Below are 14,114 nucleotides of genomic sequence, written 5' to 3' on the forward strand. Positions count from 1 at the left end.
AACAGCGGGGGCGGGGCGAAGGCGGCGTACATCTCCGTCCTCAACGTCCTCAACTCCGCCAACCCGCAGCCGTCGTCCACGGCGTCCCCGTCGCCCGCGCCGTCCTCCTCGCCGCCTCCGTCGGGCGGGGCCGGCCGGATCGTGGGGGCCCAGTCGGGCCGATGCGTCGACGTGCCCAACTCGTCCCAGAGCAACGGCACGCGGGTGCAGCTGTACGACTGCCACGGCCTGACCAACCAGCAGTGGACCTACACCTCCAGCAGGCAGCTGAAGGTCTACGGCTCCATGTGCCTGGACGCGGCCGGCTCCGGCAACGGCTCGGCGGTGCAGATCTACAGCTGCAACAACCAGGCCAACCAGCAGTGGAACGTCAACTCCAACGGCACCATCACCGGTGTGCAGTCCGGACGTTGTCTTGACGTGTGGAGCACCGCCAACGGTGCCCAGGTCCAGATCTACGACTGCAACGGCCAGGCCAACCAGCGCTTCAGCCTGGTAGCCAGCTCCTGACCGACGCCAGAGCGTCAACCGTCGACCCGGACCGGGAGCACCGGTCCGGGTCGACGGCGCCCCGCCACCGCGCCCGACCACCGACGAGGACCGACATGACCCATCCCGCTCCAGCTACCGCCCGGCTCACCCTCGACCCGGCGTTGCGGATCGCACCGGTGTCCCGGCGCACCTTCGGCGCGTTCGTGGAGCACCTGGGCCGGTGCGTGTACACGGGCATCTTCGAGCCGGACCATCCCGGCGCCGACGCCGACGGGCTGCGCACCGACGTGATCGAGCTGGTGCGGGAACTGGGCGTCAGCACGGTGCGCTATCCGGGCGGCAACTTCGTCTCCGGGTACCGCTGGGAGGACGGCATCGGCCCGGTCCAGCACCGGCCGACGAGGCTGGACCTCGCCTGGCACAGCACCGAGCCGAACACGTTCGGGCTGGACGAGTTCATCCGCTGGACCGGCAAGGCCGGCGTCGAACCGATGATGGCGGTCAACCTCGGCACGCGTGGCATCCAGGAGGCGGTCGACCTGCTGGAATACTGCAACTTCCCGTCCGGGACGCGGCTGTCGGACCTGCGCGTGGCCAACGGCGCCCCGCAGCCGCACGGCATCCGGATGTGGTGCCTGGGCAACGAGATGGACGGCCCCTGGCAGATAGGCCACAAGACCGCCGGGGAGTACGGGCGCCTGGCGGCGGAGACCGCGCGGGCCATGCGCATGATCGACCCGGGGCTGGAGCTGGTGGCCTGCGGCAGCTCGGGGTCGGGCATGCCGACCTTCGGGCAGTGGGAGGCCACGGTCCTGGAGCACGCGTACGACCTGGTCGACTTCGTCTCCTGCCACGCCTACTACCAGGAGAAGGACGGCGACCTGGCCGGCTTCCTGGCCAGCGCGGTCAACATGGAACGCTTCATCAACGACGTGGTGGCCACCGCCGACCACGTCCGGGCGAAGCGGCGCGCCGACAAGCGCCTGATGATCTCATTCGACGAGTGGAACGTCTGGTACATGGACCAGCCGGCCTCGCAGACCCCGCGGGAAGCGGACTGGCCGGTGGCACCGCGGCTGCTGGAGGACCATTACCACGTGGCCGACGCGGTCGTCGTGGGCAGCCTGCTCATCACGCTGCTGCGGCACAGCGACCGGGTCACGGCCGCGAGTCTGGCCCAGCTCGTCAACGTGATCGCCCCGATCATGACGGAACCCGGCGGCCGGGCGTGGCGGCAGACCACCTTCCACCCCTTCGCCCAGGCGTCCCGCCATGCCGCCGGCGAGGTGCTGCGCGTGGAGCCGACCTCGCCCACCTACCCCACGACCGAGTACGGCGAGGTGCCCGTCTTGCACGCGGTCGCCACCCACGACCCGGAGACCACCGGCACCACGGTCTTCGCGGTGAACCGCTCACTGGACACTCCGCTGTCGCTGGCGATCGACACCCGGCCGATGGGTTCGATGCGGGTCGTCGAGGCGTCCGTGCTCACGTCGCGGGACCCGTACGCGCGCAACACCGCCGACGCGCCCGAGCGGGTGTCGCCACGGTCCAACCCGTCGGTGTCGACCGATCGCGACGGGTTCACGGTCGCGCTCGCGCCGGTGTCCTGGAACGTGATCCGACTGGAGTCCGCGAGTCGAACCGGTTGACCGAGTGTTGCGCGCACATTTCCGCCGATGTATGTTAGCGCGCACATAGCGTCGAACGTTTTCGGCGCCCGGGAAGGTGTGGGCGCTCTCAACCGAGGGAGGTCCCGCAAGCCGCACCGAGCAGGCGCCTACGTCGACCACTTTGCTCTCGCCGCAGCGAACCCGAACTGACGGACCAACCGGACCGCAGCGCGTCGTCCACCGACGCGCGATGAACCATGCCCGGACGGCGGTCCCCAAGTCCCCCACCGCAACGGAAGAGGAAGCAATGGCACTCGATCAGAAGCATCGGCACCTGCGTACGGCCGCGCTCGCGGTGGCCACCGCGGCGGCACTCGTCGCGGGCCTGCTCACCGGCGCGGGCACCTCGCTGGCCGCGACCACCGGCCCGTGCGACATCTACGCCTCCGGCGGCACCCCCTGCGTCGCCGCGCACAGCACCACCCGGGCCCTGTTCGGCACCTACAGCGGCGCGCTCTACCAGGTCCGGCGCTGGTCCGACGGCGCCACGACCAACGTCGGCGTGCTCGCCGCCGGCGGCTACGCCAACGCGGCGACCCAGGACTCCTTCTGCTCCGGCACGTACTGCACCATCGTGCGGATCTACGACCAGACCTCGCGCCACAACGACCTCACCATCGCCCCCGGCGGCGGCGCCAACCCGACCGCCGACCAGGGCGCCAACGCCGCCGCGCTGCCGGTGACCGCGGGCGGCCACAAGGTCTACGGCGTCTACATCTCGGCCGGCAACGGCTACCGCAACAACGCGACCAACGGCATCGCCACCGGCAGCCAGCCCGAGGGCATGTACATGGTGACCGAGGGCACGCACGTCAACGACCGCTGCTGCTTCGACTACGGCAACGCCGAGACCAACAACATGGACACCGGCAACGGCGACATGGACGCGATCTACTTCGGCAAGCTGTGCTGGTTCTCGCCCTGCGCGGCGGGCCCGCGCGTGGCGGCCGACCTGGAGAACGGCCTGTTCGCGGGCGGCAACGGCTCCTGGACCGCGAACACCGGCCGCAGCAGCGCGTTCGTGACCGCGATGCTGAAGAACAACGGCACCACCACGTACGCGATCAAGGACGGCGACGCCCAGTCCGGCGGCCTCAAGACCCAGTACAACGGCGGGCTGCCGACCCAGGCGGGCTACAAGCCGATGACCAAGCAGGGCGCGATCATCCTCGGCATCGGCGGCGACAACAGCAACGGCTCGGTCGGCTCCTTCTTCGAGGGCGTCATGACCAGCGGCTACCCCAGCGACGCCACCGAGAACTCGGTGCAGGCCAACATCGTGTCGGTCGGCTACGGCAAGAGCGTGACGTTCCCGGTGAACGGGGCCACGTACCGGCTCACGAACCTCGCCAGCGGCAAGGTGCTCGACGCCGTCAACTGCGGCACCGGCAACGGTACGGGGATCCAGCTGTGGCAGTCGCTGGGCAACGCCTGCCAGCAGTGGCGCTTCAACAACGTCGGCCCGAACAAGTGGACCGTCACCAACGTCAACGCCAACCGGGTCCTGGACGCGGTCAACTGCGGGCAGGCCCTCGGCACCGCCACGAACCTGTGGGACTCGCTGGGCAACACCTGCCAGCAGTGGGCGGTGATCCCCGCCGGCAACGGCCGCTACGAACTGGTGGTCGAGAACAGCGGCATGGTCCTGGACGGCCAGAACTGCGGCACCGCCAACGGCACCAAGGTGCAGATGTGGATGTGGCTCAACAACACCTGCCAGCTCTGGTCCATCGCTCCGTAGCGTGAGCGCTGTGGCGCGGTCGCCCGACCGCGCCACAGCCCGCTTCACGCCGGCTTCAGGCGCCTGCGCTCGACGATGCTCGTCGCCGTCACCACGCTCAGCGGCGGCACGTCCTTCGCGACCACCGCACCCGCGCCCACCACCGAGCCCCGGCCGATCGTCACCCCGGGGGTGACCGTGACGGCGGCGCCGATCCACACGTCATCCTCGATGACGATCGGTGCGTGCGTGATGAAGTCGAGGCGTTCGTGCAGCTCGACGGGGTGCCCCGCAGTGCTCAGGGTCACGCCGGGCCCGATCAGGACCCGGTCGCCGATTTTGATGCCCCCGTAGTCGAGGAAGTAGCAGCCCTGGTTGATGAACACCCGCTCGCCGAACGACGCGCCGAGCCCGTAGTCGCAGTGGAACGGCGGCAGGATCGACAGCGAATCCGGTACGGGCCTGCCGAAGATCTCCGTGAGCAGCGCTCTGCGCCCGTCCAGATCGTCGAACGGCAGCAGGTTGAGACGCGCGGACAGGCTCATCGCGAGCTGCACGCGCTGCGCGAAGGCCCGCGACTCGGCCGTCCCCGTCTGCAGGCGTTGCTCGTTGCGCACGGACGATTGTGGCACGGCCGGCGGATCTCACCCGGCCTCGATGCCCAGATGGATGCGGTGGTGCGTCGGGTTCTCGATCTCGTCCACCACCGCCACCGCGAAATCCGGGTAGCTGATGCGGCTGGCCGCGTCGGCCGGGGCGAGGCGGTGCCGACCGGTGCCTGCGGCGGCATGGTCGAAGTCTCCGGCCGGGCTGAGCACCAGCCAGTCCAGGTCGGTCTCCGCAGCGCGGAGCACGGCCGTGCCCGCCGCGTGGCCGAGGTAGAAGGACCGGTACTCCTGGGGATAGCCGGGGGTGTCCATCAGCGGGGTGCCGGCGGCGGTGTCCAGTACCGAGGCCAGGCCGACGGTCACGAGGCGGCCGACTCCGGCCCGCGGCAGCCCGTCGAGCAGGGCGTGTGCGGCAGCCGGGAAGAACGTGCCCGGGTCGGCGGTGAGATCGACGGCGGCGTGCACGGCCGCGTCGTGCCCGGCGGCGACCCGCGCCACGTCGGCCGGGTCGGTGACGTCACCGGCCGCGATGCCGTCGGCGGCGAGGCCAGGGTGGCGCGCGGGGTGCCGTACCACCGCCGTCACCTGGTGGCCCCGCCGCCGCGCCTCGGCCGCGACGGCCCGGCCCGCCCGGCCTCCGGCTCCGAAGACCACGATCCTGCGCATGGCGTCACTCCTCAGGGTGCTGGCCGGGCACGCCCCGGCCTCCGGGGCGGACGGTATCCGGGTACGTGGTATCCGTTCGGATACCGGCTACCATCGCCCGGGTGATCGAACCCCTGGCCCCGGACATGTTCGACGAGATCTGTCCGTCCGATCTGTCGCCGATCCGGTTCGGCGACAAGTGGACCGGCATGGTGGTGCGCTGCCTGGAGCACGGCCCGCGCCGCTTCTCCGAACTGCGGGTGCCGCTGCGCGGCGTCACCGCGAAGGTGCTGACCAAGTCGCTGCGCACGATGGAACGCGACGGCCTGGTGCGCCGCAGCGTCGCGGGAAGGCAGGTCGCGTACGAGCTGACTCCGCTCGGCCGCAGCATGGTCGCCCCGATGGACGCGGCATGCGCCTGGGCCCGGGAGCACTGGGACGAACTGCTCGACGCCCGCGAAGGCGTCCTCGCCGACCGCTGAGGAGCGCCGCTGCCTCGGGAGACAGGCGGCCACTGAGCCGACTGTGCGCCCGCGCCGACCGCGCGGCGCATCCATGTGTCGACGTGGTTCGATGGCCCTGCCCGGCTGGCTGAGGCGGCCCGCCGCCGCGTCCCCCTACGCTGCAACAGATCAGCGGAGATCGAAGTAATGGCTATGGGGGCTCATCAGATCAAAGGGGTGGCGAGTGCCCTTTCCGGTGACCATCGACGGTGGCGACATCGTCCTGCGGGAGCTGTGCGAGCAGGACCTTCCCGCGCTGACCCGCCTCTACACCGATCCCGAGCTGACCCAGTTCATGGGATTCGACAAGCTGACGTCCGACCAGGTGCCAGAGGCGCTGAGAACGCATCTGGCCGCGGCCCGCCGCACGCCCCGCACCCAGTACACCCTGGCCATCACCGTCGACGGGGCACCCGACCTGGTCGGCGTGGTGCGGCTGCTGGTGGAGGAGTACGGCCGCAACGCCATGCTCGGCGGCCTCATCGTGATCCCGGAGTCCCCGGGCGTGGGACGGGGCGTGACCGCCTCCCGCCTGCTGATGGCGTACGGGTTCGGCCCGCTCGCGCTGCACCGTATCTGGGGCGGCAGGCGGACCGACTATCTGCGCATGCACGAGCGGATGACCCGCCTGGGCCTGGTGCAGGAGGGCTTCATGCGCGAACTGTTCCACACCCAGGGGGTATGGCACGACGTGGTCAGCTACTCGGTGCTGGCCCACGAGTGGAAACCCGACGGGGCCGAGGTGTCCATCATGGAGTCGACCGGCCCCGCCGCGCTGTCGGCCTCAGGCCCGGCCGGGCTCGTCTGAGAGGAGGACAGGTGACCATCCCGGAGCTGCTGTCGGAGCGGGAACGCGAAGGCGACGTGCTCGCCTGGCGTCCGGAACTGCTGCGCCTGGGCGACGAAGGCGACCGGCACCGGTTCGAGGCGCTGCTGCGCTCCGGCCGGGCACGCGAGGTCTGCGACACCTTCGCCGAGCAGGTGGCCGACCTGGTCGCCACGCTGCACCCGCCGCTGAAGGGCGATCGCGACCAGCTCGCCCGCCTGGCGGCCGAGTACCTGGGCGGTGCGCCGCTGTGGCAGGCCGGCACCTGGGTTTTCTACCCGTGGTCGGGGCGGCTGGTGCACCTGCTGGACCGCGACGACTTCCGGCTGCTGCGCACCGACCGCAACCGGGGGAAGATCAGCCGTGAGCAGCAGCGCAGTCTCGCGGGCCGCCGCATCGGCGTCATCGGGCTGTCGGTGGGCAACAGCGCCGCGCTGACCCTGGCCACCGAGGGCATCGCGACCGCGTTCACCCTCGCGGACTTCGACACCCTGGCGCTGTCGAACCTCAACCGGCTTCGCGCCGGCGTGCACGACCTGGGCGTCAACAAGACCGTCATCGCGGCCCGGCAGCTGTTCGAGCTCGACCCCTACCTCGACGTGGACGTCTACCCCGACGGGCTGCACGACAACAACATCAAGCGGTTCTTCCTGGGCGGCAGCGGCCCGATCGACCTGCTGGTCGAGGAGTGCGACGAGCCGCGCGTCAAACTGGCCGCCCGCGAATGGGCGCGCAGCTGCCGCATCCCGGTCCTGATGGACACCAACGACCGGGGCATGCTCGACATCGAGCGCTTCGACCTGGAGCCCGACCGGCCGCTGCTGCACGGCATCCTCGGCCCGATCGGCTCGGCCGACCTGGCCGAGCTCAGCCGCGCCGAGGTGATCGAGAACGTGCTCAAGATGATCGGCGAGATCAGCCCCAAGCTCGCCGCCTCGATTCCGCGCATCGGCGTCGAGCTGAGCAGCTGGCCGCAGCTGGCCTCCGGGGTCGGTCTGGGCGGGGCCCTGGTCGCCGACGCGGCCCGGCGGGTGCTGCTGGGCGAGCTGCGCGAGTCGGGCCGGTTCTACGTCGACCTGGATCAGCTGATCCGCGACGGCGCGGGGGCCGACCCGGTGTGAGCGGCCGGACCGCAGCCCGGGCGGGTGAGACCGGCCGGACGCCGAGGAGGGCGCCCGGCCGGTGCGCCGGTGCGACCGGGTCTCCGGCCACCGTGAAATGATCCGTCTGTGCTGACCCGCCGTGACCTGAACCGTGCGCTGCTGGCGCGGCAGCTGCTGCTCGAGCGCGTGCCGATGGACCCGCTGGCGGCGCTCGAGCACCTGGTCGGCCTGCCCGCCCAGGCGCCGAACCCGCCGTACCTCGGGCTGTGGACGCGGCTGGAGAGCTTCGCGATCGAGGACCTGTCGGCGCTGGCCGCCTCCCGTGCGGCGGTGCGGCTGGCGCTGATGTGCGGCACGGTGCACCTGGTCAGCGCTCGCGACGCGACGGACCTGCGCCCGCTGCTGCAGCCGGTGCAGGGCCGCCACCTGGACGCGGCGGCGCGCGAGCGGCTGCGGGGCGCGGATCCGGCGCGGGTGGCCGCCGCCGGGCGGGAGCTGGTCGAGCAGCGCCCGTACACGCTGAAGGAGCTGGGCGCCGAACTCGCCGGTCCCTGGCCGCAGGCGGACCCGGCCGCCCTCGCCGCGGCCGTGCGGGCCGCCGTGCCGCTGGTGCAGGTGCCGCCGCACGGGCTGTGGGGCGCGGTCGGCCAGTCGGCGTACACCAGCGCCGAGCACTGGCTCGGCACCGCCGGGGCGCCGCGGCTGACAGCGGGCGAGCTGGTGGTGCGCTATCTGCGCGCGTTCGGGCCGGCCGCCGTCGCCGACATGGAGGCCTGGTCGGGGCTGACCGGGCTGGGCGAGATCGTCGACGGCCTGGGCAGCCGGCTGGTCGCCTACCGGGACGAGGACGGCGTGGAGCTGCTCGACCTGCCCGACGCTCCGCTGCCGCACGAGGACACCCCCGCGCCGGCCCGCTACCTCGCCGACTTCGACGCGGTCCTGGTCTCCCACCACGACACCAGGCGCATCCTGGACGACCGGGACCGCCGTGACGTGTTCGCCGTGCCCGGCGTCGTCCCGGGGACGGTGCTGGTCGACGGCTTCGTCCGGGCGCTGTGGCAGATCACCCGGCGCAAGGGCGTGGCGACGCTCGTGGTGCGGCCGCTGTTCCAGATCCCCACCCGCGACGTGCACGAGTTGACCGAGGAAGGCGAGCGGCTGCTCGCCTTCGCCGCCGCCGATGCCACCCGCCGCGAGGTCAGGTTCAACTCCCGCTGGTGAGCGGCCGTCGTTCGGACGGGACTGCCGCGCGTTCTCCTATGGAGAGCGCTTTCACGAAGTCTTGCTCTTGTAGAAGTCGTTTTCGGAGAGCGATTGCTCATCTAAAAAGTATTGACTCCGGCCAAGTGGCAGTCATAATTTTCACTGTCTCGATCGAGCCGTGAACATAATGCTCGCCGTCCCCCGGAGGTCCTCATGTTCCGAAAACCCGCTGTGTCGAGTGCGGCGGTCCTGCTGCTCGCCGCCGGGCTGGTCAGTGTCGCCCAGCCCTTGCCCGCGGCCGCTGCCAGCTGCAGCGTCCTGTTCGACGACTTCCAGTACAGCTCGTCGAGCGACCCGGCGCTGGCCGCGCACCACTGGACGGTCCGCGGCGGGGCGGCGGACCGGGCATCCCCGGGGCCTCCTGGCTGCCGGCCAACGTGACGTTCCCCGTCGCGGACGGGCAGAAGGTCCTCCAGCTGTCGTCCTACACCGACGGCACCGGCGCCGGTACGGCGCAGACGGAGATCTACCACCAGCGGAAGTTCTTCGAGGGCACCTATGCCAGCCGCGTCCGCTTCACCGACGCGCCGGTGTCCGGCAACGACGGCGACCGGATCGTGGAGACCTTCTTCACGATCACCCCGCTGGCGTACCCGATGGATCCGAGCTACGGCGAGATGGACTTCGAGTACCTGGCCAACGGCGGCTGGGGCGAGACGGGCTCGGCGTTCTTCGAGACCACCTGGGAGACCTACCAGCCCGACCCGTGGGTCGCCGACAACGTCCATGCCGTGCAGCGCCGCAGCTACGACGGCTGGCACGACCTGGTGGCGCAGGTCAGCGGCGGCCGGGTCAAGTACTTCATCGACGGCGCGCTGGTCGCCGACCACGGCGACAAGTTCTACCCCGAGACCCCGATGTCGATCAACTACAATCTGTGGTTCATCGACAGCTCCGGCCACACCGGCGGGCGCAGCACCTACATCCAGCAGGTGGACTGGCTCTACTTCGCCGGCAACGAGGTGATCTCGGGCGACGTCGCCCGCAACCGGGTCAACGCCTACCGGAGCCTGGGCACCACGCACGTGGACGCGGTGGGCACCGGCGGCACCTGCACCGAGCCCGGCGGCGGTGGCGGCGGCACGATCCCGTCCAGCACCTGGTACAGCATCGTCAACAAGAACAGCGGCAAGTGTGTCGACGCCCGTGCCTCGGGCACCGCCAACGGCACCGCGATCCAGCAGTACACCTGCAACAACACCTACGCCCAGCAGTACCTCTTCCAGCCCACGAGCGGCAGCGACGTCCGGGTCAACAACCGGAACAACTCCGCCCAGGTCCTGGACGTGAGCGGGGTGTCGGCCGCCGACAACGCGGTCGTGCACCTGTGGGGCTACGTCGGCGGCGGCAACCAGCAGTGGACCCCGGTGGCCGAGGGCGGCGGCTACTACCACTTCGTGTCCGTGCACAGTGGCAAGTGCCTCGACGTCCCGAACGCCTCGACCGCGGACAGCGTGCAGCTGGTGCAGTACACCTGCAACGGCACCGGAGCGCAGTCGTTCCGGCTGGTGGCCCAGCCGTAGCTGCCCACCTCGTGAGCACGGGGGCTACCACTGCCGGTGGATGTCGTTCGACCTGTGCGGCGAGGGCGCGGCCGGCACGTACCGGATCATGAGAACAGGCGTCGACCCCGGCCGCTGGCACGGCCGGGGTCGACGCGGCGGCTACGCCGCGCTCCAGCGGACCTCGCCGCCGACGACCGTCGACAGCACCCGCGTACGCAGGACCGCCTCGGGCGACTCCCGGTAGAGGTCGGTGTCGAGCACGGCGAAGTCGGCGAGCATCCCCGGCACCAGCAGGCCCTTGCGGCCGTCCTCACCGGCGGCGTAGGCGGCGCCGACCGTGTGCGCCCGGATCGCCTCGGCCATGGTGATCCGCTGCTCGGGCTGCCAACCGCCGACCGGGCTGCCGTCGGGGCGGGTCCGGGTCACCGCCGCGTACAGGGCGGCGAACGGGTCCGGGTCCTCCACCGGCGCGTCGGAGCCGAAGGCCAGCGCGGCTCCGGCGTCGAGCAGGTCCCGCCAGGCGTACGAGGCCAGGTCGTGCCCGGCCAGCAGCGAGTCGACCAGGTCGATGTCGCTGGTGCAGTGGACCGGCTGCATCGACGCGACCACGCCGAGCCGCGCCAGCCGTGCCACGTCACGCCGCTGCAGGTGCTGCGCGTGCTCGATCCGGTGCCGCAGTCCGGGCGTCGGACCGAGCTCCTCGTACGCATCGAGCACCAGGTGGTTGGCCTGGTCGCCGATGGCGTGGGTGGCCACGGCGATCCCCGCGCCGGCCGCGGTGCGGAACAGGCGCAGCAGCTCGTCGTAGGGCACGATCGCGATGCCGTGGTCGCCGCCGCGCATCGGCCTGCTCATGTGGCAGGTGTGCGAACCCAGCGCCCCGTCGCTGAACACCTTCAGCGGGCCGGTGCGGAACCAGTCGTCGCCCTGCCCGGTCCGGCGGCCCTCGGCCAGGGCCGTCTCCAGATGCTCCAGCCGGATCGCCTTGTGCACCCGCAGCTTCAGCTCGCCCTCGGCCCGCATCCGCAGGTACGCCGCCCGGCAGTCCTCGCCGTCGATGTCGTGCACGCTGGTGATGCCCAGCGCCAGCAGCCGCTCCTGGGCGGTGCGCAGCAGGCTGCCGAGGTCGTCGGCGGCCGTGAACCGGCGCAGCGGCTCGGTGGCGGTCTCGCGCAGGATCCCGGTCGGACGGCCCGCGTCGTCGCGGACGATGTGCCCGCCGACCGGGTCGGGGGTCGAGGCGCCGATCCCCGCCGCCCGCAGCGCGGCCGAGTTCACCCAGAGCGTGTGGACGTCGACGGTGGTCAGCGCGACCGGGTTGTCGGGGCACACCGCGTCGAGGGCGTGCCGGTCCGGCTGGACCGGCGGCTCCCAGACGTTGCTGTTCCAGCGGCCGCCGAGCAGCCACTCGCCTGGCGGCAGGCCTGCCGCGCGGGCTGCGATCCGCTCCAGGGCCTGCGCCAGCGAGCGCGTCCCGGACAGGTCGACCGTGGTGAGGCTGTGGGCGTACTGCGCGGTGTGGATGTGACCGTCGTAGAACCCGGGGATCACCGCGGCGCCGTCGAGGTCGACGAGCTCCGCGCCCGGTCCGGTCGCGGCCCGGACCTCGGCCTCCGACCCGACGGACACCAGTTCGCCGTCTCGCACGGCGAGGGCCTGGGCGGTCGGCCGCCGGTCGTCGCCGGTGTGGATGGCCGCGTTGCGGAAGACCACGATGCTCACGCGAGCAGACCATACCGGCTTCGCCCTGGCGGCCCCAGCGGGCCCGGCTCAGTATCCGGGGCGCACTCTATCAGGGTCCGCCCTGGTCGCCCCGCTGTGCCGGGCACGTGGGGCCCGAACGGGTGCTGTGACCCGATCGGCGGGCCGACCGTGCGGCGTGTTCGCCGCGCTGCGCGTCGGCCGGCGGCTGTAATCGCCGGATGGGGAGCGAGTGGATGTCGCCGGGCGGCCGACCGCGGTGGGCCCGGCCGCTGTCACTTCTCCTGGTGACGCTCGCCGCCGCGGGTTACGCCTGGCACCTGGACCTCGCCCGGCTGCACCCTTACTACGGGCCGGCGGTCAGGAGCATGGCGTCCAGTTGGCGCTGCTGGTGGTACGGGGCCTTCGACCCCGAGGGCAACCTGACCCTGGACAAGCTGCCCGGCGCCTTCCAGCTGCAGGCCCTGTCGGCCAGGCTGTTCGGCTTCCACCACTGGGCGGTGCTGCTGCCGCAGGTCCTCGCGGCGGCGGCGGCCGTCTGGGTCCTCTACCGGCTCGTATCGCGCTGGCACAGCCCGGCTGCCGGCCTGGTCGCGGCCGCGGCCCTGGCCACCACACCCGTCGTCGCGGCGCTGGCCCGGACCCAGTTCGCCGACATGGCCCTGATCGCCCTGCTGCTCGTCGCCGCGAACGCCTGGCACCGCGCGGTCACCCGCGGCCGGCTCGCGCCGCTGCTGGGCTGCGGCCTCGCCGTCGGCCTCGCGTTCGGGGTGAAGATGGTCCAGGCGTGGGCACTGCTGCCGGTCTTCGGCCTGCTCTACCTGGTCGCGGCGCCGAACCCGCTGCGTACGCGCGCGGCCCACCTCGCGCTGGCGGCGGTGACCGCCGCGGCCGCGTCGGGCCCGTGGATCGCGGCGGTGCTGCTCGTCCCGGCCGCGGACCGGCCCTTCATCGACGGAACCGTCGACAACTCCCCGCTGTCCATGGTGTTCGGCTACAACGCGCTGCACCGGTTCGGCGACGGGGGCATGGGCTACGCCGCCGACGGGGTCCCGCTGGGGTGGAGGACGCTGCTGGCGGCCCCGGTCGCGGTCGAGGTGGGCTGGCTGTACCCGCTGGCTCTGCTCGGCCTGGCCGCGGGCCTCGCCTGGCGCGGCCGGGCCGCCCGCACCGACCAGCTCCGCGCCGGATACCTGCTGTGGGCCGGCTGGCTGGGGGTCTACGCGGCCGCGTTCAGCCTCGGCAGCATGGCGCACAAGTACTACGTCATCGCCGTCGCCCCGCCGGTGGCGGCCCTGGCCGGGGCCGGCGCGGTGCGGCTGTGGACGTGGCGGGCGCGGCCCCGGCTGCGCTGGGTCCTCCCGGCGGCCGCGGCCGTGAGCACCGCCTGGTCCTGGCACCTGGCCGCGGACCACCCGCAGGACATGCCATGGCTGCCCGAGGCCGTGCTCTGCGCCGGCGCGCTCGCCGCCGTCGGGCTCGCCCTGGCGATCGGGCGCCCGTCGCTGCCGCGCCACCTCGCCGGGCACAGCCAGGTCCGGCGCGTCGCCGGGCTCGCCGTCGCCGCAGCCGCCGCGCTCGCCGTGTTCGGCGGTCCGGCCGCATGGGCGGTGTCGGTCCACGACGGCATCGACCCCAGGCCCGCCGAGGCGGGCCGCCACACCGACGGGGTGAGGGTGGCGGGCGTCGTGCCGCCCCTCGGACTCGCGGACTATCTCGCCGAAAGGCGCGAGGGCCGCCGCTACCTGCTCGCCGCCCAGGGCTCCAAGATCGCCGGGCAGTACCTGCTGGCCGGGTACTCCGTCTTCACCATGGGCGGCTACAGCGGGAACGTGCCGTTCCCCGCGCCGGCCACGCTGGCCGAGCTCGTCGCCCGGAACCGGGTCCGCTACGTCCAGTTCGACCCGCACCGGAACCTGCGGTCGGCGCTCGCCCGGTGGGTCGGCTCGCACTGCGCGCCGATCGATCCGGCGGCCTACGGCGGAACCGGGGAGCCGTCTGTCTACGACTGCGGGCCCACCGGGGGCGGTCGTGCGAGCGCGCCGCCCAGGCACGGGTCGCGCAGCTCGTAGCGG

Annotated in this window: 13 protein-coding genes; 10 read left to right on the plus strand and 3 right to left on the minus strand. The window is 72.2% G+C overall.

Annotation, left to right across the window (positions count from 1 at the left end):
* The 3 genes from QEZ54_RS30640 to QEZ54_RS30650 form a co-directional block, all read left to right on the plus strand.
* Positions 1–510: RICIN domain-containing protein (locus QEZ54_RS30640; protein WP_281308227.1), on the plus strand; the 510-nt coding region annotated here is incomplete at its 5' end.
* 95 nt (positions 511–605) lie between these two features.
* Positions 606–2,144, plus strand: coding sequence for an alpha-N-arabinofuranosidase (locus QEZ54_RS30645; RefSeq protein ID WP_281308228.1), 1,539 nt, complete (start codon positions 606–608; stop codon positions 2,142–2,144).
* A gap of 268 nt (positions 2,145–2,412) precedes the next feature.
* Entirely contained in the window at positions 2,413–3,906 is a 1,494-nt protein-coding gene (locus QEZ54_RS30650) for an arabinofuranosidase catalytic domain-containing protein (protein WP_281308229.1), read from the plus strand.
* 44 nt (positions 3,907–3,950) lie between these two features.
* On the opposite strand, the gene QEZ54_RS30655 is transcribed toward QEZ54_RS30650, so the two are convergent.
* Complete coding sequence (locus tag QEZ54_RS30655; RefSeq protein ID WP_281308230.1) at positions 3,951–4,502, minus strand: sugar O-acetyltransferase; 552 nt, start codon at positions 4,500–4,502, stop codon at positions 3,951–3,953.
* A gap of 27 nt (positions 4,503–4,529) precedes the next feature.
* On the minus strand, positions 4,530–5,159 hold the full coding sequence (locus QEZ54_RS30660; protein WP_281308231.1) for an NAD(P)H-binding protein: 630 nt from the start codon (positions 5,157–5,159) through the stop codon (positions 4,530–4,532).
* Positions 5,160–5,260: 101 nt separating this feature from the next.
* On the opposite strand from QEZ54_RS30660, the gene QEZ54_RS30665 reads away from it, so the two are divergent.
* From QEZ54_RS30665 to QEZ54_RS30690, 6 genes are all read left to right on the plus strand, one after another.
* Positions 5,261–5,620 (plus strand): helix-turn-helix domain-containing protein, encoded by a 360-nt coding sequence (locus QEZ54_RS30665; RefSeq protein ID WP_281308232.1) that lies wholly within the window; start codon positions 5,261–5,263, stop codon positions 5,618–5,620.
* Between the two features lie 205 nt (positions 5,621–5,825).
* The gene (locus QEZ54_RS30670; RefSeq protein ID WP_281308233.1) at positions 5,826–6,449 is read left to right on the plus strand and encodes a GNAT family protein; all 624 of its coding nucleotides are present in this window, start codon (positions 5,826–5,828) and stop codon (positions 6,447–6,449) included.
* 11 nt (positions 6,450–6,460) lie between these two features.
* Entirely contained in the window at positions 6,461–7,588 is a 1,128-nt protein-coding gene (locus QEZ54_RS30675; RefSeq protein WP_281308234.1) for a ThiF family adenylyltransferase, read from the plus strand.
* A gap of 108 nt (positions 7,589–7,696) precedes the next feature.
* On the plus strand, positions 7,697–8,791 hold the full coding sequence (locus QEZ54_RS30680; RefSeq protein WP_281308235.1) for a winged helix DNA-binding domain-containing protein: 1,095 nt from the start codon (positions 7,697–7,699) through the stop codon (positions 8,789–8,791).
* Positions 8,792–8,986: 195 nt separating this feature from the next.
* Entirely contained in the window at positions 8,987–9,214 is a 228-nt protein-coding gene (locus QEZ54_RS30685; protein ID WP_281308236.1) for a hypothetical protein, read from the plus strand.
* Positions 9,211–10,356 (plus strand): RICIN domain-containing protein, encoded by a 1,146-nt coding sequence (locus QEZ54_RS30690; RefSeq protein ID WP_281308237.1) that lies wholly within the window; start codon positions 9,211–9,213, stop codon positions 10,354–10,356. The genes QEZ54_RS30685 and QEZ54_RS30690 overlap by 4 nt, the downstream gene beginning before the upstream one ends.
* A gap of 141 nt (positions 10,357–10,497) precedes the next feature.
* Here QEZ54_RS30690 and QEZ54_RS30695 read toward each other — a convergent pair whose 3' ends face one another.
* Positions 10,498–12,060: an amidohydrolase gene (locus tag QEZ54_RS30695; RefSeq protein ID WP_281308238.1), complete on the minus strand. Its 1,563-nt coding sequence runs from the start codon at positions 12,058–12,060 to the stop codon at positions 10,498–10,500.
* 200 nt (positions 12,061–12,260) lie between these two features.
* Between QEZ54_RS30695 and QEZ54_RS30700 the strand changes: the two genes are divergently transcribed.
* Positions 12,261–14,111 carry a glycosyltransferase family 39 protein gene (locus QEZ54_RS30700; protein WP_281308239.1) on the plus strand — a complete coding sequence of 617 codons (1,851 nt, stop codon included), beginning with the start codon at positions 12,261–12,263 and terminating at the stop codon, positions 14,109–14,111.
* The last annotated feature ends 3 nt before the right edge of the window (positions 14,112–14,114 follow it).

This window comes from Catellatospora sp. KI3, from assembly GCF_029948125.1.
Lineage (GTDB): Bacteria > Actinomycetota > Actinomycetes > Mycobacteriales > Micromonosporaceae > Catellatospora.